We start from the raw sequence: 18,491 nt of genomic DNA on the forward strand, positions 1-18,491 counted from the left end.
ACCAACTCCCCGCCAGCGGGGAGAGTCCCGCGCACATGCGCAAGGGCGCCGGCTTCGCCGGCATCGGCCGCACGCCGGACACCCCGCTGTGGACCGCGCACCCACCGCCCTCATGGGCACGGCCTCCAGCTGCACCCTGGCCTCCGCCCGCACCCAATCGGGCGGGCGCGGCCCACAACCGGGCACCGCCGCCCGGACTCCAACGAAGAACCGACCACCCCCAGACCCCCGCCCGCGGGGGATCAAGGGCCGGCTTCGCCGGCATCGACCACCAACGGGCCCGAGATCCTGACCCGGCCACGGCCGGGTGCCCCCCAGCCCCCGCGCCGCGGGGGAGTAGGCCCGGCTGCCGCCGGGAACGCGCCTACGGCACAGCTCTCCCTCCGGGAGTGGGTGTTCTTGAGCCGCAGTCTTTGACGGCCCGGACTTCGCTGCCAAATCGGCACTCACTCGCGCGGGCGCTCCCTCGACCCGGGGCCGGAGATTGGAGCAGAAAACCTTTCCGCCGCCCACACATCCACTCGGACAACCCACCGAGTGGACGGCGAAAAGCTCGCTCGCGAGCTCGCGCCCTACCGGGTTTCACCCCAATCTCCGGCCCCGGGCAAACCGATTTGGCGCTCCGCCCGGGCCGCACAAACGGCGGCCAATACAAGAACACACCGCCCGAGCAACCCGGGCCAGCCCCCGAGGAGGACACCGTGCGCGCACCCCGTCACACCGCCTACTGGAACCGCAAGAGCGGCAACGTGTGGATCCAGCCCGCCGACGGCGGCCCCGCGATCCAGATCGCCCAGGGCATCACCGGCAAGCTCCGCGCCTACGAGGTGGTCAGCGCCGCCGGATACACCCGCTGGAACAACCAGCTCCCCGAACCCGGCACCAGCGGAGCCATCCGCACGTGGACCGTCTCGCTGCTCTCCGACGTCGCGGCCACGAACTAGCCCACCGCACCCCATCGAACGAAAGGCACACCATGACCACCGCGATCGCCACCAAGTGGACCCTCTACCGCGACAGCTACAGCGCCACCGGCAGCAGCCACGGCAAGAGCATCCCCGGCGAGCCCTACACCGACCGCGCCGACGCGCTCGCTGCCGCCGTCGCGATCGCCGAGCAGATCGCCGGCCCCGACCGCGAGGGCTACCGCCGCCCCGTCATCTCCATCGTCGACCGCGCGCCCTACGGCGTCTGCATCCACATCGACGACCAGGACCACGTGACCATCATCGCGCCCGTCGAGCACTACGTGCCCGTGACCATCAGCGCCTAGACCGCTATCCCACAAGCAGATTCGAGGGGAACCGCCATGAACGCCGAATACACCACCCGCCAGATCTCGACTGCCGACACCGCCAAGGAGATCCGCAAGGCCCTGCGCGCCCAGTGGCCCACCGTCACGTTCTCCGTCCGCAAGGGAACCGGCACCGCCGCACTCTGGATCAGCATCGCTTGGGTCGACGGCCCCCGCGAAGACCAGGTCAAGCGCATCGTTGAGCGGTTCGAGGGATCGACGCACGACTCCATGACCGAGTCCTACCAGCAGAACCCCGACCAGCTGGTCGTCACCAAGGCCGGCGAGCTGCCCGAGGTCGTGCACTACTCATGCTGCGGCACCGCGCTCAGCCGCAGCATCAGCGAAGACGCCACCCGCTACGTCGCGCAGCGCGTCGCCGACCAGAACACGCACCTGTTCGCCGACAACCACGCGCCCGACTTCACCGACATGAGCGCCCGCGCGATCTACACCGCTCTCATGCGCGTCGAAGCCCCCGACGAGCACGTGACCTACAACCACCACATCATCCGAAACGAGTTCAACGACTTGGAGATCGTCGTCAGCGCCGCGTGCAACCGCACCGACTTCACCGTCGACTACGACGCCGACGACCGATGCCCCCTCTGCGGCGAGCACATCGCCGAGCCGCACGACCCGCTCTGCCCCCGCGCCGACGCCGACTAGCCCGACCGGCAGACACCCCGGTTCGAGTCCGGGGACGGGCACGACCGCCTCACCACCGAGGCGAAACCCACCCGCAGCAGGAGACCAACCATGCCCGCCAGCACGAAGCCCACCACGCCCACCCTCGACTACCAGGTCGTCGACGGTGCCCACGTGCTCACCATCACCACCCCGGGCGGCGTCCTCACGCTCACCTCCGCGGCGACCGGGGGAGCCGCCACCATCACCGTCGGAGGCGGCACCGCGGCCCTCGACAGCGACGCGATCGACTCCTTGATCCTGTGGACCAGCCGCGCCCAGTTCGAGCAAGAGATCGCCGCCGCCAGCGCCCGCCGCGAGGCGGCCCGCAACGACCCGGGCCGGGACTCGACGACCAAGCTCTACGTCTCGCTCGGCGGCGAAGTCCTATGCACCGAGCACATCGGCGCCGCCGCACAGGCCCAGATCGAGGCCTACCCGCGACGCAAACGGATCGAGACCACCATGACCGTGTGGGAACGGATTTCCCCCGACGACGGATACCCGTGCGAGACCTGCGACCGCAAGGCCAAGAAGGGCTAGCGCACTCCCGGAGCCGCTCCACCGACCAGGTGGGGCGGCTCCCGTCGTTTCCGGGCCCTTGGGCGCCCCCAGGGGCCGGCGTGCCGCCGCCAAGCTGCCCCGACACCCTGCGGGCGCCGGCACAGTGCTCCCCGGGCCCCTCCGGGGCCATCCACCCCCAGGCCCCCGCCCGCGGGGGATCAAGGGCCGGCTTCGCCGGCATCGACCACCACAGGGCGGTGATCCTGACCCGGCCACGGCCGGGTGCCCCCCAAGCCCCCGCGCCGCGGGGGAGCAAGGCTCGGCTGCGCCTCGCAACGACGGCCCGCACGCGGACCGACACCCCTTTCCAGGTCTCGTGTTCTTGACGCCGCATTGTTTGACAGCCCACCCTTCAATCTAAATCGCTCTCACTCACTGCGTTCGCTCGGCGCACTCTCCTCCGAAAATCGCCTAAAAACCTTGCAAGCAAGCTCGGCCAAAGGCCGCCCTAAAGGGTTTTGACGATGTTTCTCCCCCGAGCGCGCACCACGATTTTTCATTCCCGGGTGGGCTGCACAATCGCGGCAAATATCAAGAACACACCGCCCGACCAACCCGCCGCCCAGCGTCAGGAGCCCACCGTCATGAACCTCGGACTGTTCACCTTCCAGACCATCAACCAACCCGGCACCCTGCGCACCGTCGACGCGGTCACCGCGCTCAGCTTCCCGGCCGCCGCCACCACCGTCGCCGAGATCCTCGACCGCGAAGTGCTCTGGGACATGTACCCGGACGGCACCCTCGACGCCCGATTCAACGAGCTCTGCGGCACCGACCCCGCCGGGGGAGAGATCCGAATCCGCTACCGCGGCCCCGTCCCGCAGACCACCACCTAGACCGCCACCAACCTCGCCGCATCCCGCCGAACCCGAAAGGCCCCGCCATGACCACGACCGCCACCCGCAGCACCAAGCGCCGCAGCACCAAGCGCCGGCCCGGCGGCGACGCCGCAACGCGCGCCGAGCAGACCGCCCAGCTGCACGCCACCCTCACCGCCGCCGTCGAGCAGCTCCACCAGACCGACAACTGGACGAACTACCTCGAGTTCCTGCGCAGCTTCCACCGCTACTCGATCCGCAACGTCATGCTCATCATGTCCCAGCGCCCCAACGCCACCGCCGTCGCCGGCTTCCGCGCATGGCAGGAGAAGGGACGCCAAGTCCGCAAGGGGGAGAAGGCAATCAAGATCTTCGGCTACAGCAGCCGCAAGGTCACCGAGACCGACGACCAGGGCACCGAGACCGAGAAGAAGGTGCCGATCTTCCCCATCCTCAGCGTCTTCGACATCTCCCAGACCGACCCCATCGAAGGGCACCCCCTCGCCGGCGCCACCACCGCGCCCGAGACGCCGCGCCTGACCGGCGACGACACCACCGGCATCTACGACCGGCTCGTGCAGGTCCTCGAGGCCCGCGGCTGGACCATCATCCGCGGCGAGACCCGCCACCACGCCATCGACGGCACGACCACCTGGGGCAAGGACGGCACGCGCACCGTTACCGTCCGAACCGACTTCGACGACGCGCACGCGATCCTCACCCTCATCCACGAAGCCGCCCACGTCCTCATGCACGACCCCGACGACGCCCAGAACCGCGCCGGCGGATCCGACCGCATGGAAGTAGAAGCCGAATCAGTCGCCTACGTCGTCGCCGGAATCTACGGACTCGACGCGATCAACAACTCCGGCCCGTACCTCGCCAGCTGGACCCAGAAGAACCCCGACCTCATGCACGAAACGGCCGAGAAAGTCCGCGACACCGTCGCCATTCTCACCGCCGCCATCGACAACAACCCCGACGACAACACCCAGGACGAATAGGAGTCAAGACCAGCCCGCAGGACGGGCCGCCTCACGCAACCAGCGGAGCGCGGCCCGTCCCGCACGCCAGCTGCATGGCCCGGCCGGCGGCGACCGCCGGCACCAGGGCGCCGCCGACGACGTCACCACCGCCGCCACCGCAGCAGCGCGGCGATCCAAGGCCGCCCGGCGGCGAACCGAACAACGAGCGCCGCACGCGGCGCACAGCCCCGCCTCCCCGCACAAACGCTCGCTGCCGCAGGCGAACCCCGCGCGCACACGCAAGCGCGGGGGCCGGCTTCGCCGGAACGACGGCTCCGCCGACCTCCACCCACGCGACCCCGACGTCAGGCAGATCACCACTGCGTCCCACCCCGCCAGGCCCGTTCCAATGACCGCCGGATTCTCTCAACAGCCGCCCCTCTCGCCCAATGTCGATCCGAAAAAACTTTCACGCAATTTCCGGCCTAGCGGCCCCAAGGAAATTACAAAGAAACTTGTTTTCGGCTCTCTATTGTCCTCGCGGGGCGTCTGCGAATCGTCGGCTAATGTCAAGGAAAGGGCACCAACAACGAGCATCAAAACCAGTCCAGCCCACCAAGATTCGTTCAGAAAATACCCGCAGAATGGTAGACAATACCGATCAGCAGGAATAGACTGAAAGAGTCTCGGGGGAGTCATTCACAGAACAGGGGAATGCAATGTCTGTCACCGTCTACACCAAGCCCGCCTGCGTCCAGTGCACCGCCACCTACCGAGCACTCGACAAGGCCGGCATCACGTACACCACCGTCGACATCACCACCGACGAGGAGGCCCGCGAGTACGTCCTGAGCCTGGGCTACCTGCAGGCGCCCGTCGTCGTGATCGACGGGACCGACCACTGGTCCGGCTTCCGGCCCGACCGGATCAAGACGCTGCAGGCCGCCTGACCTGCACCAAAACCCATCGCCACACCCCGCAGCGACCGAGGAAGGACCAGGAGCCGTGACCGCCATGCTCGACCACCCCATCACCGCCGGCACACCGGATCCCGACGCCGGCGACCCGCACGCCGCCGCAGATCCCTTCCTGCCCGACGTCGCCGACCTGCACGACGAGCTCGCCCTCCTCTGGGGATTCATCGCCGCACCCCGTGACGAAGCCCGCCGCATCGCGAAGCACCTTCTGCCCGTGGACTTCTACCACCCTTCCGCAGCAGACCTCTACCGCGCCGCGATCGCCGCACGCCGCGCCCACCGCGACCGGACCACCGAGCCCCGGATCGACGAGGCCCTCACCCACGTCATGGACGCCATCGCCGCCCTCCAGGTCGACCACGAGCGGCAGCGCGACCTCACCCGCAACCTGTTCCTGAGCCTGTTCGGCGGCCACGTCGGCTCCGACGTCGACCCCACCGACCTGCGCCCCCACGCGAACAAGGTCCTGCGCCAGGCCATGCGCCGGCACGCCCAGATGCACACCGAGCGCGTCCGCCAGATGAGCGACGAAGCCAGCCCCGACGAGATGTTCACCATCATCGCCGGCGCCACCGCCGAGCTGCACGCCACCGGCCTCGAGCGCCGCTACCGCGCCCTCAACGACTACCCCGACACCGAGATCACCTGACGGAAGGACCGCGCCATGACGACCCCCGAGCCGATCACCAGCGCGCCGGCACTCCTGACCGAGCTGCAGCAGCTGCACGTCGCCCTCGTCGACGACGGCATCAGTTGCTCGCTCAGCACGCGGCCAGTCGACACACTGCTCATCGGGACACCCAGCGGCGGCATCATCACCGTCGCCCTGACCACCGACCAAGCCACCTGGTGGGCGCACAGCACCCGCGGCCAGGACCTCACCGGCGCCAGCCTCACCGTCGCCGTCCTCGAGGAACTGCACCGGGGCACCCACCACGACCGTGAACAGGACATCGCATGAACCGGACCACCAAGCCCGCCGGCCGATCCGTGATCACCGCGGCCGTCTTCCTCAGCCTCGTCGCCCTTCTCATCATCGCCGTCGGCGCCGCCGCCCGCGCCGCGAGCCCCGACCGCGGCCGGCCCACCGCCACCGCGCCCACGCGGCCCGCCAGCGGCCTCGACGGGCCCTACCGCGTCACCGCCGTCGTCGACGGCGACACCATCCGCGTCGCGCGCGAGAACGGCGGGGGAGCGGTCACCATCCGCCTGCTCGGCGTCGACGCCCCCGAGACCAAGGACCGCCGTACGAGCATCCAGTGCTACGGCCCCGAGGCGTCCGCCCACCTCCAGCAGACCCTCGCCGGCCGCACCGTCGACCTCGAGTACGGCTACGAGAAGCGCGACCGCTACGGCCGCACCCTCGCCTACGTGTGGAGCGGGCCCATCCTCATCAACTACGAGCTCGTCGCCGGCGGATGGGCCCGCGAGTTCACCTACGCCCGGCCCACCGCGCACACCGCGGCCCTGCGCGCCGCCCAGGGCGCCGCCCGCGCCGACGGCTACGGCCTGTGGGCGCCCGCCGGATGCAACGGCGTCACCGACAAGGCCGGCGCATGATCCCCGCCGTCGACGAAGCCGCCCAAGTGATCGAGCACGCCGACGACCGCGTCGGCTGGAACACCATCGCCGAAGCCTTCGACGAGACCATCGCCTACGTCAAGCACCGCGTGCAACGCTACGAAGCCGCCACCGACGCCGCGGCCGCCGAACAGCAAGACGCCCTGTTCTAGCCGCCGATCCCGCACCGGTCGAACGTCGGTCTCGGCACCATCGGCAGCGGATAGACCCGCTCGCAAACCGTCTCGCCCGTCGCGCTCAGCACCGCGAACGAGACGTAGCGCTCCGGGCACGTGATCTTGACCGCCACCTCACCCGAACCCGTCGGCGCGATCGCCTGCTCGCACCGCGTGCCGATCGCCCCGACCGTCGGAGCCATCGTCTCGATCGACGGGGGAGCGATCGCCACCGACGCCGTCGCCGCCGCGGCCACCGCCGCGACCGCGGCCACCAGTCGAAGAACCCGCACGACGATCACCACCTGCCGAGAAGGGGCGCCTGAATCAGCCCCGGTACCGCGGAGCTTCAACCAGACCCGCGCCCCGCGCAACCAACTGCCGACGCGCACGGCGCCCTGGCGCCGCGCTAGAACAGGCGGCCGTCCTGTCGCTCCGCAACGCCGGCGCGCACATCGCGGAGAAACACGAGCTCGGCGAGCAACCGCAACGCCAGCACCGGGTACCGCGCCATGAAGTCCGAATCCGCCCGCCACTCGTACACCGGGCGCTCGACGCCCTCCTCCGACAGTGGCCGGCTCTCCGAGAAGCCCAGCCACGCCCACGGCCGACCGTGCGCGAACCCCGACGCCAGCCGCCACGGCGCCAACGACTCGATCCCGGTCAGCTCGCTGGCCTCCTTGAGGATCTCCGTCATCTGCAGGCCGCCGCGCGGCGGCAGCGTGATGCCCAGCCGCTCCGCGACCGCGACCACGGCGGCCTTGTCCTGGTCGTAGCGATCCCGTCGCGGCGGATCCAAGTCGAGCACGTCGTCACCGACGAACCGTCGCCGGTCGTGGTAGTCCTGCGCGTACCAGCGCAGCGTCCGCTCAAGGCGCACGGTGGGTTGCTGCGGCCCCAGCATCCATAGCCCCGCCGCGGTGCACTCCAGCGCCGAACGCGTCAGCGTTGCCGTCGCGAACAGGTTCTGGCGCCGCACGTCGACGAGCGTCGTCTTCACCACGTCCAGGTGATCGACCGTCGTCGTGATCAGGTGGCGCACCGCCTGGCCGACCTCGAACGGGTGCGCCTTGGCGTCGTCCTCGGCAAGAGGACTTCCTGGCTCGATCGGGAAGCCGGCGGGATCCGCTATCCGCTCGACGAGGAGAGCGACGGACTCGACGAATACACCGCCCAGGGCATCCGCCGTCGACGAGTCGCCGCTGCGATCACTCATGCGAGGACCTCAGCCCATCGGCATCGGCCGGAACACCCCGCGGGAACCGCCGATGCCGCGGCTCGCCTCCCGCAGCGCGGCCGCGCCGGCGATCGCCCCGATCGCGCTGTCACGCTGATCGCGCAGCGTCGCGCCCGCGGCCGCCAGCATCGCGCGCGCCGCCTGGGCCTCCTCAGCCGAGCCGTCACCGGCCGCCACGGCATCGCACCACGCCGCCGCCGCCTCGAGCTCGTCGGTGGTGCACGCCACGCAGTACCGCGGCCCGCCGCAGCGAACCACGACGCCGTCGGGACGGCGATAGATGTGCCCGTGACCGGCATTCGCGTCGCGCGCAGGGTAGTTCGGCCACGAACTGGGGTCCGTCACGGGGATCTGCATATCGCCAACCTCTCTGATCCCGCTCATCATCGCGATCAAGGGGCAAACCGGGCAACCAACTTCTCACCCCGGCGCCGGCGTGCCGACCATGTCGGCCCGCGGCGGTAGATTCCTTCGTCGTGACCGCCGAATACGCCACCCAGGTCAAGCCGACCCGCGCCCGCGTCGCTCTGCGCGAATTGACCCTCATCGTCCGCGTCGACGGGCAGCCCGCCGCGGTCCGAACCTTCACCGCCGACCAGGCCCGCGAGGCTCAGGCCTACGCCGACCAGCACGGCAGCACCGTCGAGACGATGCCGGCCTAACAGCACTCATCGGCCCAGGGGAGCGGTCTCTGATCACTCCGAGTCGTCGTGCTGCGCCGACCGCACCACGTCGTCGAAGTTGATCACGCCGACCTTCGCCCGCAGCGACGCCGTTCCCGTGCGCTCGAGCTGCTTCCGCATAGCGTGCGCCCCCGGCCAGCCGCGCAGCCGACCCAACGACGCCTGCAGCGGTTCCTCCACCAGCGCGTGCAGCTCCGCAATAGACGAGACCGGCGAAAGGTCGAACCCGAGCTGCTCCAGCATCTCCAAGGTCTCCAGGCCGGCACCCGGAACCTTGCCGTGCAGCTCCTCGTCGATCTCGCGCGCGAGCCGCCGGCGCGTGAAGGCATCCATGATCGCCCAGGCTAGCCGCGCAGCCCCCGCGCACACCGCCGATGGGGCATCATCACTGACGTGTCCCAGCGCGGTGTCCAACACGTTCCCGGCGGTGGTGCGCCCTCCGAACTGCACCAATGGTGGCTCTACGCGCGCGCAACAGCACGCGCCCTCGCCGCAGGCGCCCCGCCACCGACCGGCACCCGGATCTACGGACCCATCCTCGAGCCCGACGAAGAACCCCGCGTCGTCGGCGCCGTCGAGCACTCCCGCCTCTACGCCGCCGGCGACGGCAGCTGGTCCGCCCCCGGTGCCGTCGTCTTCGGCAGCAAGGGCCTCCTCGCCGCATCCCTCGCCGGATCCGCGATCGCCCGCTCCCGCGCACGCAACGCCGCCGCCGACGCCGCACAGATCCGATGGCGCGACATCCACTACACCACCGCCATCGCCACCGACCTACGAATCCTCTGCGACGTCCCCGGCTCCGGCTGGCAATCGTTCTGGCTCGACAGCGCCCGCGAGTACCACCCCTCCCTCGACGAATGGACCCTCCTCCTCGGCTGGGACGAATGCCCACCACTCCGTCTCCGCGGTCCCGCCGCGATGGGCTTCATCCCCTGGGTCTCACGCGCCCTCCTCGGACCACGCTGGACCGCTGATCCCCGCCTCACACGCCTGCTCACCGGCTGACGACCTCCGCAGGGCGCGCTGGCTCCACGAGCATCACCCAACGATCCCAACGCCATCGAGAGCGAGCAACGATGAACTTCACCTGCACTCTGCCCAAGGCGCCCGCGCTCGAGGTGGTGTGCACGCTGCCCGACGCGAACGCCTCGTCGCTGACTCCGGCGATCATCGTCGCCAGCATCGCCGCCTTCGCCGCGATCTGCGCCGCCGCGGCCGCGGCGGTCTCCGCGCGGGGCGCACGGCGCGGAGCGAAAAGGGAAGACGCCCGCGACGACCGCGCCAAGCAGCTCGTGCTCCGCGGCCTCTACGAATTCGTCACCACAGGCGAGGTGCGACAAGCGCGAAACACCCTCATGGACAAGCGCTACAGGATCAAGACTGGCCTCGACAAGGTGGAGACGATGGCCACCCACCGGCTCCGCTGTGCGGGTGGTGATAGTTTTGCCGCTGGGATCGATGAACTTTCGTCTACCCAGTCCGAGCCTGGTCAGGTGGCGGGTGACGGTGCGGCGGTTGATCCTGAACCCGAGGTCGGCGGAGCTCATCGGTGATGCGCTAACATTCCGCGTATCAAGTCGTGCATCGTATCCGGTCTGGCAGGTGCTTCTTCTCCCTCGCACCGCTCGGTCCAGACCGTCCGTGATGGTCGTGGTTGAGTAGGCGCATGACGCGCGTGGGCACGAGGGCTCTGCTGGCGGTGTTCACCTGCCTGGCGCTGGTGGCGTGCACGCCGCCCCCGGAGCCTGGACCGGGGCCGTCGGCGGCGGCGCGGGTCCGCGCGGCGGGCATCGGGCTCACCCTCGACGGCGCCCCGTGGTGGCCGCTCGGCGTCAACGCGTACCAGCTGGGCACGGACTGGTCGGTCAACGCCGGCTGCGGCTCCCAGACCGACCTCGACGCCTACTTCGGCTCGCTCCCGCCCCGCACGCTGACCCGCTTCTGGCTCTTCGCCGGCCAGGCGCGGGACCGCACGGGTGCCCTCGACTTCGACCCCCTCGACCGGGTCTTCGCCGCCGCGCGCCGCCACGATCAGCTGCTGTTACCGGTGCTGGGGAACGGCGAGGGCGCCTGCGACGGCGGGTTCAAACAGTCCGGCTGGTACCGCGGCGGGTGGCGCACCGACACCGCGGGCAGCCGCACGTTCCCGGAGTGGATCGACACCGCGGTGCGCCGGTGGCGTTCCGAGCCGACCGTGGCCGGGTGGTCCCTGCTCAACGAGGCCGAGGTGTCGGACTGCGGCGACGCCGCGTGCACGTGGAGCGCACGACGGTGCCCCTCCGACGCCGGCCCCGTGCTCCGCTCCTTCGTCACCGACGCCTCGGCGCTCGTGCGCCGGCTCGACCCCGACCGCCTCCTGTTCGCCGGTATCGCCGGCGGCGGCCAGTGCGGCGCGGCGGGCGACGACTACCGGGCGTTGTCGGCCCTCCCCGCCGTGGACGTCGCCGAGTACCACCACTACGCGAGCGACGGCGCGACCTTCCCCGGCAGCCCGTACGACGGTCTCGCGGTGCGCCTGCGGCAGGCCACACAGGTCGGCAAGCCCTTGTTCATCGGGGAACTCGGCATGGACGCCGGCTCCGGCTGCGCCGTGAGCCGGGAGGCGCGGGCGGGCATCGTCGAGCGGAACACCGCGCGCCTGCGGGAGGCGGGCGCCACGGGCGTGCTCCTGTGGTCGGCGGTGCCGGATCGTCGGGTCAGCGGCTGCACGATGGACATCGGCCCCGACGATCCGGTCTGGGCCGTGGTGGCCGCCGCGGCGACCCACACGCCGCCCTCCTCGCCCGCGCCGCCGGCGTCCGCGCCTCAGGAGCCCGCGCCGAGCACGCGATAGAGCCGCCAGTCGGGCTGGTCCGGGGCGTCGTTGCGCGCCTCCACCTCGAGCTCGGCCACCCCGGCGCCGTCCTCGAAGAGGGTCGGATACCGCAGGTTCAGCGCATCCGCCTCGCCACGGCCGGTCGGCGGCACCGTCAGCAGGTAGCGCACGCCGTGCCGGGTCGGCGCGTTCACCGCCTGCGTGAAGTCGGGGTCGGCGGTCTCGATGAACTGCAGCGGCCGCTGCGACCGCGCGACGATCGCGAACCCTGAGGCCGTGTCCACGGCCACGCTCGCCCGGGGCAGCCCCTTCGCGTCGAGGTACTCCGCGATCCGGCGTTCGGTGGCGAAGGCCAGCGCGGTGCGGCGGGCGCGGTCCAGCTCGGGGCCGGTGTCGGCCGGGCCCGCGAAGACGGTGCGCAGGGCGAACTCCTGCGCCGCGTAGGTGGGCGAGCCCATGCCCACCGTCGTCGTGGGCAGCGCGGCCGCGAGGGCGAGCACCGCCACCGTCGGGGCCACGACGGACCGGCGCGGCGGGCCCGACAGCGCGCCCGTCCACCGGAAGCGACCGGGCCGCGGGGAGGTGACGGCCCGGCCCGCGGGCGTCGCGAACAGCGCGAGGATCGCAGCCAGTGGGATCGCCGTGATGGTGAAGCGGAGGAAGCCGAAGGTGCCGCCGCTGAGGAAGGTCGCCGTCTGGAACAGCAGGACCGCGCCGAAGACCGCGAGCGGCGCGGCCAGCACCACCGGACGCCGGCGCTGCACGACCGCGGCGCACACGAGCAGCACCGGCAACGTGGGCGCCAGGATCACGAAGGACATGGCAGACATCGCCGCCGGGGAGGCGGCGGCACCGTCGGGGCCCCCGGTCTGCGCGAGGATCGCGCTGTTGCCGTACCGGGAACTGAACTGGGCGAACAGGTCGCCGGTGATCATCCAGCCCGCCACGGCCCAGGCGAGGAAGGCCGCGAGGCCCGGCGCGGCCACCAGGTTCAGGTCCATGAAGGCGGTGCCGAAGCGGCGCTCGCCGCGGGCCCGGCGCCAGGTGATCACGAACACCAGCACGCCGGCGGCGGCGGTGGCAACGGCACCGTCGTACCGGGTGAGGTAGGCCAGGGCGAGGGCGATCCCCGCGACGATCAGCTCGTGCACGTCGTCGTCGTCCGCCCAGCGGATCAGCCGGCGCACCGCCCAGACCAGGAAGAACAGGTACGGCGCCTCGCTCATCCCGTTTGCGGCGTAGAAGACGATCATCGGGTTCACGGCGAAGACGACGACCACGGGCACCCGCACGAGGGCCCGCACCCCGCGATCGCGGGCGATGCCGTCGAGCTGGACCACCGTGCCCGCCGCGAACAGCGCGGAGACGATCACCGCGGACATCCCGTCGACGGTGAGCCACGGCGCGATCGGATCGAGCGCGACCAGCGGCAGCTGCGCCAGTGCCGTCAGCGGCGGGAAGACGAAGCCGAGCGAGGTCAGGCCGGGGCTCTGCCCGTGCACCGCCGACGAGGCGGAGGCGACGCGCGCAAGGGCGTCGCCGAGCAGGATCTGGTGCCGGGCCGTGACGACCACGCCGGCGAGCAGGTACAGCGCTGACGCGAGCAGGAAGACGACGGTGCCGGGCCGGCGCAGCGCGGCCCTCACGACGATCCCCCGGGCGGCTTGCTGGCCGACAGTCCGTGGAAGGTCTTCTCCCAGTACGACGGGTTGCGGATCAGCTGGTAGGTGCCCTTGATGGCCGCCACCGACATCATCGCCCAGTACCCGGGCACCAGCAGCGCCGGCCAGAACAGGTCCGGCCGGTGGTCCTCGCGGATGGTCACCAGCGTCATGTACACCGTCGACAGGTTGCCGATCACGAGCGAGGCGAGCGCCGGGTAGTAGACCAGCGGCCCGAAGAGCTCGCGGATGATGGAGTACTGGCCGAAGAACCACAGGATCATGAGCAGCCAGAAGGCCATGTTCATACACGCGATCAGCGGCGTACCCGCGAGCAGTGTGGTGAACCGCAGGAAGCCCTTGGCGCCCAGCTCGCGGACCAGCCGCACGGGGTGCCGGGTGTGCACGAGCCAGGTCTGCAGGTACCCCTTGTACCAGCGCGAACGCTGACGGACCCAGTTGATCCCGTCGATGTTCGCCTCCTCGTAGGTCACCGAGTCCAGCACCGCGGTGCGGTAGCCGCGGGCCGCGATCCGCACACCCAGGTCGGCGTCCTCCGTGACGTTGAACGGATCCCACGAGCCGATCTCGTCGAGCACCGACCGGCGCAGGTGGTTCGACGTTCCGCCCAGCGGGATCGGTGAATCGCTCGCCATCAGACCGGGGAGGATGTAGCCGAACCACACCGCGTAGTCGGCCGTGAACCACGCCGCCAGCACGTTGTCCGAGGCGTTGTGGAAATTGAGGTTCGACTGCACGCAGGCCACGTCGTCGTCGAGATCGGCGAAGGCGACGGCCGTGCGGCGCAGCTGCAGCGGATCGGGCAGGTCCTCGGCGTCGTAGATGGTGATGATCTCGCCGTCGGCGAAGTGCAGGCCGTAGTTGCACGCCTTCGGCTTGGTCCGCGGGTCCGCGGGCGGCACCAGCACCACCGTCACCAGATCGTCCTCCGCCACCTCCCGGGCGGCGTCGATGGTGACCTGGTCGTCGGCCTCCAGGAGCAGCAGCACCTGCAGCTTCTCCGCCGGGTAGTCGAGCGAGCGCATCGCGGCGATGAGCCCGCCCACCACCTCGGGTTCGTCGTAGGCGGGCACGAGGACGGTGTAGCTCGGCAGGTCCGCGTCCGGTACCGCCCGCGCCCGCTCGTCGGACACCCGGATCCCGGCATTGGTCAGCCCGCGGCGGAACAGCAGCAGGCGGTCGACGAGGGTCACGACGTACGCGACGGTCGCGACGGCCACCAGCACGCGCAGCGTCCCGACCAGGTCGAAGACCGCCGCTACCAGCACCACCGCGACGAGGCCCAGCAGCAGGTTGCGCTGCCACGGGTAGAAGGCCACCGACGCCGAGGCGTCCGGGTCGCGCTCGCGCAGCCCGTCGACCGCGTCGTGCAGCGCGGCCGCGCGCAGGGCGGGATCGCTCAGCCCGTCGGAGCGCCGGACCGTCATGCCGAGGCCCCGGGACGCAGGCGGGCGGCGATCATCCGGTTCGCGGTGAGCGTGAGCAGTTCGTCGTCCTTCAGCTCGCCCGAGAAGTCCCGGATCACCAGGTTGCCGCGCAACAGCACCGAGGCGAGGGTGCCGAGGTTCTTCGCGGCCGTCGGCCGGGCCAGGGGGAAGGTCGCCGACTCGCGATGGTCGTCGACGGCGATCATCGACACCGACTCGACGGTCCCGTCCCAGTGCCACTGCCACGACAGCCGGGTGTAGGAGACGCGGGTGCGGTCGTCGACGATGTTGGTCTTCGCGCCCAGCACGCCACCGTCGAGCAGCGCGTCGGCGGGGTAGCTGAACCGGCTGCCGTTCGCCTCGTACAGCAGGAGCAGCGGATACACGCCCAGCGTGATGGGGCGGCGCGTGCGCAGCGTGTCGACGACGATCGTGCGCGGCCGCTGCAGCGGGTCCCAGCGCAGGTCGCCCTGGGCCTGCCGCCAGGTCTGCCGGGTCAGTGTGGCGCCCGGTCCGTAGTACTGGCTCACCCAGTCGGTGCTCGTCTTGCCCAGCCGGTTCCAGCCGGCGGGCGGCTCCACCGTCCGGTCGGCGACGGTCACGGCGCCGCGGTAGGTCTCGCCGGTCACCGTCGGCGTCGGGACGAAGGCGAGTCCCGCGGCCACGACACTGATCACGGCGGCGGTCTTGAGCCCGTTCGGCACCGTGGGGGCGCGGACCGTGCGTGCGAGCGGGTGCCAGTCCGGCGACCGTCGCCGCCGTTCGGCGTACAGGACGAGCGACCCGGTCAGCGCCGCGGCCGTGGCCGGGATCAGCACGTAGAGGTGCTGATCGGCGCCGGGCACGAGCAGGGCGAGCACGGCCAGCGCGATCAGCCCGCCGATCCCGCCGACCGCCGCGCCGAGGAGCGCCCGGCGGCGGGTGCTCCCCGTCGCGACCGCCGCCGCGAGCATGCCGAAGCCGATGTACGCGGCGCCCAGCGCGACCGACGAGGCGCCGAAGGTGATCGCCAGGACCCGGTTCGGCAGCGGGAAGATCCCGAGCGCGACGACCCACACCCAGCGGTAGCGGGCCGTCGGGCGGGTGCCGAACAGCAGCACCGAGCAGCCGAGGAGGAACAGCCACGCCGCCAACAGGTCCAGGTGCAGCGTCAGGTAGACGGGCGAGAAGCGCGGCACCAGCATCACCTGGAAGCCGACCGCCAGGATCAGCACCACGGTGCCCACGATGAGATCGGTCTGCCGGTCCTTGATCGGCGGGCCGGGATCCGCGTACGCCGTGACCCCGACGAAGGCGATCAGCATCAGCAGCGGGACCAGGTAGATGTAGACGATCTCGGTGTGCGCCGAGGCCTCCAGCAGCACCGTCCGCCACGCGCCGTGGAAGGCGACGGCGATCGCGACCAGCAGGAACACCCAGCGCAGCACCGGTCGGATCAGCCGCCCCCGGTCGCGGCCGCGCTCGACCGTCGTCGGCTCAGCCACGACGGCGGCGGCGCACGAGCTCGACGGCCGCCGCCACCGCGAGCAGCACCGCCACCGCACCGGCCGCGGCCGCCGCGGCCACCCATCCACGGTCGGACGACGACCTCGCGGCCGCCGGTGGTGCCGTGTTCAGCTGCACCGGTTCGGCGTTCGGGGTCTGCAGCAGGACGTCGCCGGTCCGGGTCGGCCACCGGGTGGGGTCGGCGGCGAGCCAGTCGAGTTCGGCGTCGAGGAGGCCGGGTTCGCCGTTCGACGTGGCCACCACGAGGGTGCGGTCCGCGTCGGCGATCACCTGCAGCGACGCGGCGCGCAGCTGCGGGTCGAGGCGGAGGACGACCTTCGCACCGTCGGGCCGCGCGGCCTCGACGGTGCCGCCCGACCCGGCCCGCACACGCAGTGGCAGGTCGGCGGAGCGGGCACCGTCGGCGTCGATGAACAGGGCGGGGACGCGCGACCGGACGGCCTCGTCCGCGTCGACCACGTCGACCCCGAGCGGCGCCCGGGCCATCCGCCCGAGCGAGGAGACCACGGCCACGGCGCGGCGCACGTCGGGCAGGTCGCCGCGGGTCCAGGCGACCTGCATCCGGGGCATCAGCGCCTGCGGCAGGGATTGGAAGCCCGACGGGGCGGGCGGCGAGGCGGTGGCGCGCCGGATCTCCGACGAGCCGTCGACCGAGAGCGTCGCGGCACCGCCCTCGCCGCAGCCGCCGCGCGCGACGGGACGGTCGAGCGCGACGGTGAGCGCCGTGTAGCGCGCGAGCAGGTCGTTCGGCACGTCGACCCAGCGGTCGAAGGTCCCGGTGGCGTCGGCCGGCCAGGACGCGAGCGTCCGGTCCCCCGCGGAGACGACGACACGGCCGGCCGCGCCCGTGGTTCCGGGGCTGTAGGTGCCGGCGAGGCGGACCCGGACGTCGCGGACCGGGCCGCCGAGCTGCGTCTGGTCGATCCCGACGGTCACCGTGGGCCGGTACAGCGCCGTGGCGGTGAGGGTCCCGATGCCCAGCTCGTCGAGGGTGCCCATGACGCGGGGCAATTGCGGCGCGGCCACCGGCTGTTCGACGAGGACGCCCGACGAGGCGGCCAGCGGCGCGAGATCGGAGGTGAGCAGCGCCGCGGTCCGGGTCAGGTCGTCGGCTCTGCCGCCGAGCACCGCGTAGGTGCCGGAAGCCCCGCTGCGCAGCTGGAAGCCCCGGGGCTCGGTCCCCGAGATCACGATCTGCCGCTCGAAGGGCGACGTGGTGCCCGCCGCCCCGCCCACGGGGATCGCGCCGGTCGTGACGGTGAGCGGCGCGCCCGGGTAGTGCGCGGACAGCGCGGCCGCGAGCCGGACGGCCGCGGCGCCCTCCTCGCGGGTGGGTCGCGCGGGGAGCAGCAGCGAAACGCGGCTGAGCACGGGCGGGAGGAAGTCGGCGGCGGTCGTGGGCTGAGCGGGAGCACCGGCGTAACCGACGGACGTGTCCGTCAGCCGCAGGGCGTCGGCATCGTCGAACAGGCACTGTCCGTCGGCCTGCAGCCAGGTCCGCAGTGTGACCGTGGTGGAGACCTGCTGCGGACGGATCCCGGTCAGGGGCAGCACGATCGGGGCGTTCACGGCGGGCCGCGGCACGACGGTGCGCGAGAGCGTCCGGCCCTCCTGCAGTACGTCGACGGTGACGGAGGAGACGAAGGGCGGAGCCGTCACCCGCGCGCGGAGCTCCGCGGGGAGCGCCCCGCGGGGCGTCGGGACGGCGAGAGTGCGAGTGGCCTGCAGGCCGGGGAGCACCACGGTCCCGGAATCACCCGTGGCCGCGAGGGGCAGCACGACCGCGCCGGTGTCCGGGGCGGCGTGGGCCGGCGCCACCGTCACCACCTGCATCACGGCGATCGCGCAGACGACGAGCCCGCGCCGTGCAGCCGCGTTCACGACGGCCATCCGTTCTGGCACTGAACACCTGACGCGGCAGCGGCAGTGCGGTGCTTGGCTGTACGACCGAAGCCGGGGCGTGCGCGGCGCTCAGTGGGCCGTCGCACATCCGCGCAATCGGTGATGAGCTGCTGATAGCTGGGTGGCACCATGCGGCAAGAGTAACCCGACCCCTTGGCGCTATCAGGAAGGAATAGGATGTCTATCGGAGAGCAGCGC

At 71.5% G+C, this 18,491-nt stretch carries 23 protein-coding genes; 15 read left to right on the forward strand and 8 right to left on the reverse strand.

Going from position 1 to position 18,491, the window contains the following annotated elements:
- Nucleotides 1-701 precede the first annotated feature (701 nt).
- The 11 genes from ACM9LD_RS22545 to ACM9LD_RS22595 all read left to right on the forward strand — a co-directional run bounded on the left by ACM9LD_RS22545 (nucleotide 702) and on the right by ACM9LD_RS22595 (nucleotide 7,038).
- A complete protein-coding gene (locus ACM9LD_RS22545) occupies nucleotides 702-944 on the forward strand; it encodes a hypothetical protein (protein ID WP_415678754.1) in 243 nt (80 codons plus the stop codon).
- Between the two features lie 32 nt (nucleotides 945-976).
- Nucleotides 977-1,273 (forward strand): hypothetical protein, encoded by a 297-nt coding sequence (locus ACM9LD_RS22550; RefSeq protein WP_415678755.1) that lies wholly within the window; start codon nucleotides 977-979, stop codon nucleotides 1,271-1,273.
- 36 nt (nucleotides 1,274-1,309) lie between these two features.
- Nucleotides 1,310-1,963 carry an LPD29 domain-containing protein gene (locus ACM9LD_RS22555; protein WP_415678756.1) on the forward strand — a complete coding sequence of 218 codons (654 nt, stop codon included), beginning with the start codon at nucleotides 1,310-1,312 and terminating at the stop codon, nucleotides 1,961-1,963.
- A gap of 90 nt (nucleotides 1,964-2,053) precedes the next feature.
- Complete coding sequence (locus tag ACM9LD_RS22560) at nucleotides 2,054-2,524, forward strand: hypothetical protein (RefSeq protein ID WP_415678757.1); 471 nt, start codon at nucleotides 2,054-2,056, stop codon at nucleotides 2,522-2,524.
- 605 nt (nucleotides 2,525-3,129) lie between these two features.
- A complete protein-coding gene (locus tag ACM9LD_RS22565; protein WP_415678758.1) occupies nucleotides 3,130-3,381 on the forward strand; it encodes a hypothetical protein in 252 nt (83 codons plus the stop codon).
- A 47-nt stretch (nucleotides 3,382-3,428) separates the two neighbouring features.
- Nucleotides 3,429-4,367 carry an ArdC-like ssDNA-binding domain-containing protein gene (locus ACM9LD_RS22570; protein WP_415678759.1) on the forward strand — a complete coding sequence of 313 codons (939 nt, stop codon included), beginning with the start codon at nucleotides 3,429-3,431 and terminating at the stop codon, nucleotides 4,365-4,367.
- 680 nt (nucleotides 4,368-5,047) lie between these two features.
- Nucleotides 5,048-5,278: a redoxin NrdH gene (locus ACM9LD_RS22575; RefSeq protein ID WP_415678760.1), complete on the forward strand. Its 231-nt coding sequence runs from the start codon at nucleotides 5,048-5,050 to the stop codon at nucleotides 5,276-5,278.
- Between the two features lie 64 nt (nucleotides 5,279-5,342).
- On the forward strand, nucleotides 5,343-5,954 hold the full coding sequence (locus ACM9LD_RS22580; protein ID WP_415678810.1) for a replicative DNA helicase: 612 nt from the start codon (nucleotides 5,343-5,345) through the stop codon (nucleotides 5,952-5,954).
- 15 nt (nucleotides 5,955-5,969) lie between these two features.
- Nucleotides 5,970-6,266 carry a hypothetical protein gene (locus tag ACM9LD_RS22585; protein WP_415678761.1) on the forward strand — a complete coding sequence of 99 codons (297 nt, stop codon included), beginning with the start codon at nucleotides 5,970-5,972 and terminating at the stop codon, nucleotides 6,264-6,266.
- Nucleotides 6,263-6,865, forward strand: coding sequence for a thermonuclease family protein (locus tag ACM9LD_RS22590; protein WP_415678762.1), 603 nt, complete (start codon nucleotides 6,263-6,265; stop codon nucleotides 6,863-6,865). The genes ACM9LD_RS22585 and ACM9LD_RS22590 overlap by 4 nt, the downstream gene beginning before the upstream one ends.
- Complete coding sequence (locus tag ACM9LD_RS22595) at nucleotides 6,862-7,038, forward strand: hypothetical protein (protein ID WP_415678763.1); 177 nt, start codon at nucleotides 6,862-6,864, stop codon at nucleotides 7,036-7,038. Before ACM9LD_RS22590 ends, ACM9LD_RS22595 begins: the two co-directional genes overlap by 4 nt.
- Here ACM9LD_RS22595 and ACM9LD_RS22600 read toward each other — a convergent pair.
- The 3 genes from ACM9LD_RS22600 to ACM9LD_RS22610 all read right to left on the reverse strand — a co-directional run bounded on the left by ACM9LD_RS22600 (nucleotide 7,035) and on the right by ACM9LD_RS22610 (nucleotide 8,635).
- Nucleotides 7,035-7,334, reverse strand: coding sequence for a hypothetical protein (locus tag ACM9LD_RS22600; RefSeq protein WP_415678764.1), 300 nt, complete (start codon nucleotides 7,332-7,334; stop codon nucleotides 7,035-7,037). The two genes, ACM9LD_RS22595 and ACM9LD_RS22600, sit on opposite strands and share 4 nt — an antisense overlap.
- Nucleotides 7,335-7,450: 116 nt before the next feature.
- Complete coding sequence (locus tag ACM9LD_RS22605; protein ID WP_415678765.1) at nucleotides 7,451-8,257, reverse strand: hypothetical protein; 807 nt, start codon at nucleotides 8,255-8,257, stop codon at nucleotides 7,451-7,453.
- Between the two features lie 9 nt (nucleotides 8,258-8,266).
- Nucleotides 8,267-8,635, reverse strand: coding sequence for a hypothetical protein (locus tag ACM9LD_RS22610; RefSeq protein WP_415678766.1), 369 nt, complete (start codon nucleotides 8,633-8,635; stop codon nucleotides 8,267-8,269).
- Nucleotides 8,636-8,754: 119 nt separating this feature from the next.
- On the opposite strand from ACM9LD_RS22610, the gene ACM9LD_RS22615 reads away from it, so the two are divergent.
- Nucleotides 8,755-8,940, forward strand: coding sequence for a hypothetical protein (locus ACM9LD_RS22615; protein WP_415678767.1), 186 nt, complete (start codon nucleotides 8,755-8,757; stop codon nucleotides 8,938-8,940).
- A 33-nt stretch (nucleotides 8,941-8,973) separates the two neighbouring features.
- On the opposite strand, the gene ACM9LD_RS22620 is transcribed toward ACM9LD_RS22615, so the two are convergent.
- Nucleotides 8,974-9,294 carry a hypothetical protein gene (locus ACM9LD_RS22620; protein ID WP_415678768.1) on the reverse strand — a complete coding sequence of 107 codons (321 nt, stop codon included), beginning with the start codon at nucleotides 9,292-9,294 and terminating at the stop codon, nucleotides 8,974-8,976.
- A 60-nt stretch (nucleotides 9,295-9,354) separates the two neighbouring features.
- Between ACM9LD_RS22620 and ACM9LD_RS22625 the strand changes: the two genes are divergently transcribed.
- The 3 genes from ACM9LD_RS22625 (at nucleotide 9,355) to ACM9LD_RS22635 (ending at nucleotide 11,794) form a co-directional block, all read left to right on the forward strand.
- Nucleotides 9,355-9,966, forward strand: a complete 612-nt coding sequence (locus tag ACM9LD_RS22625; RefSeq protein ID WP_415678769.1) for a hypothetical protein — start codon at nucleotides 9,355-9,357, stop codon at nucleotides 9,964-9,966.
- Between the two features lie 71 nt (nucleotides 9,967-10,037).
- Nucleotides 10,038-10,514: a hypothetical protein gene (locus ACM9LD_RS22630; RefSeq protein ID WP_415678770.1), complete on the forward strand. Its 477-nt coding sequence runs from the start codon at nucleotides 10,038-10,040 to the stop codon at nucleotides 10,512-10,514.
- A gap of 113 nt (nucleotides 10,515-10,627) precedes the next feature.
- Complete coding sequence (locus ACM9LD_RS22635; protein ID WP_415678771.1) at nucleotides 10,628-11,794, forward strand: beta-mannosidase; 1,167 nt, start codon at nucleotides 10,628-10,630, stop codon at nucleotides 11,792-11,794.
- Here ACM9LD_RS22635 and ACM9LD_RS22640 read toward each other — a convergent pair.
- The 4 genes from ACM9LD_RS22640 to ACM9LD_RS22655 are packed head-to-tail and all read right to left on the reverse strand — an operon-like array spanning nucleotide 11,767 to nucleotide 18,272.
- Nucleotides 11,767-13,422: an ABC transporter gene (locus ACM9LD_RS22640; RefSeq protein WP_415678772.1), complete on the reverse strand. Its 1,656-nt coding sequence runs from the start codon at nucleotides 13,420-13,422 to the stop codon at nucleotides 11,767-11,769. The genes ACM9LD_RS22635 and ACM9LD_RS22640 overlap by 28 nt on opposite strands.
- The gene (locus ACM9LD_RS22645; RefSeq protein WP_415678773.1) at nucleotides 13,419-14,885 is read right to left on the reverse strand and encodes a glycosyltransferase; all 1,467 of its coding nucleotides are present in this window, start codon (nucleotides 14,883-14,885) and stop codon (nucleotides 13,419-13,421) included. Before ACM9LD_RS22645 ends, ACM9LD_RS22640 begins: the two co-directional genes overlap by 4 nt.
- On the reverse strand, nucleotides 14,882-16,369 hold the full coding sequence (locus tag ACM9LD_RS22650; RefSeq protein ID WP_415678774.1) for a hypothetical protein: 1,488 nt from the start codon (nucleotides 16,367-16,369) through the stop codon (nucleotides 14,882-14,884). The genes ACM9LD_RS22645 and ACM9LD_RS22650 overlap by 4 nt, the downstream gene beginning before the upstream one ends.
- Nucleotides 16,362-18,272 carry a hypothetical protein gene (locus ACM9LD_RS22655; RefSeq protein WP_415678775.1) on the reverse strand — a complete coding sequence of 637 codons (1,911 nt, stop codon included), beginning with the start codon at nucleotides 18,270-18,272 and terminating at the stop codon, nucleotides 16,362-16,364. The genes ACM9LD_RS22650 and ACM9LD_RS22655 overlap by 8 nt, the downstream gene beginning before the upstream one ends.
- Nucleotides 18,273-18,491 lie beyond the last annotated feature (219 nt).

Source organism: Tsukamurella hominis (assembly GCF_965137015.1).
Taxonomy (GTDB): domain Bacteria; phylum Actinomycetota; class Actinomycetes; order Mycobacteriales; family Mycobacteriaceae; genus Tsukamurella; species Tsukamurella hominis.

Coding starts and splice junctions, on each gene's coding strand:
- ACM9LD_RS22550 (WP_415678755.1), top strand. CDS start 977: ATGACCACCGCGATCGCCACCAAGTGGACCCTCTACCGCGACAGCTAC.
- ACM9LD_RS22555 (WP_415678756.1), top strand. CDS start 1,310: ATGAACGCCGAATACACCACCCGCCAGATCTCGACTGCCGACACCGCC.
- ACM9LD_RS22560 (WP_415678757.1), top strand. CDS start 2,054: ATGCCCGCCAGCACGAAGCCCACCACGCCCACCCTCGACTACCAGGTC.
- ACM9LD_RS22565 (WP_415678758.1), top strand. CDS start 3,130: ATGAACCTCGGACTGTTCACCTTCCAGACCATCAACCAACCCGGCACC.
- ACM9LD_RS22570 (WP_415678759.1), top strand. CDS start 3,429: ATGACCACGACCGCCACCCGCAGCACCAAGCGCCGCAGCACCAAGCGC.
- ACM9LD_RS22575 (WP_415678760.1), top strand. CDS start 5,048: ATGTCTGTCACCGTCTACACCAAGCCCGCCTGCGTCCAGTGCACCGCC.
- ACM9LD_RS22580 (WP_415678810.1), top strand. CDS start 5,343: ATGCTCGACCACCCCATCACCGCCGGCACACCGGATCCCGACGCCGGC.
- ACM9LD_RS22585 (WP_415678761.1), top strand. CDS start 5,970: ATGACGACCCCCGAGCCGATCACCAGCGCGCCGGCACTCCTGACCGAG.
- ACM9LD_RS22590 (WP_415678762.1), top strand. CDS start 6,263: ATGAACCGGACCACCAAGCCCGCCGGCCGATCCGTGATCACCGCGGCC.
- ACM9LD_RS22595 (WP_415678763.1), top strand. CDS start 6,862: ATGATCCCCGCCGTCGACGAAGCCGCCCAAGTGATCGAGCACGCCGAC.
- ACM9LD_RS22605 (WP_415678765.1), bottom strand. CDS start 8,257: ATGAGTGATCGCAGCGGCGACTCGTCGACGGCGGATGCCCTGGGCGGT.
- ACM9LD_RS22610 (WP_415678766.1), bottom strand. CDS start 8,635: ATGCAGATCCCCGTGACGGACCCCAGTTCGTGGCCGAACTACCCTGCG.
- ACM9LD_RS22620 (WP_415678768.1), bottom strand. CDS start 9,294: ATGGATGCCTTCACGCGCCGGCGGCTCGCGCGCGAGATCGACGAGGAG.
- ACM9LD_RS22630 (WP_415678770.1), top strand. CDS start 10,038: ATGAACTTCACCTGCACTCTGCCCAAGGCGCCCGCGCTCGAGGTGGTG.
- ACM9LD_RS22635 (WP_415678771.1), top strand. CDS start 10,628: ATGACGCGCGTGGGCACGAGGGCTCTGCTGGCGGTGTTCACCTGCCTG.
- ACM9LD_RS22645 (WP_415678773.1), bottom strand. CDS start 14,885: ATGACGGTCCGGCGCTCCGACGGGCTGAGCGATCCCGCCCTGCGCGCG.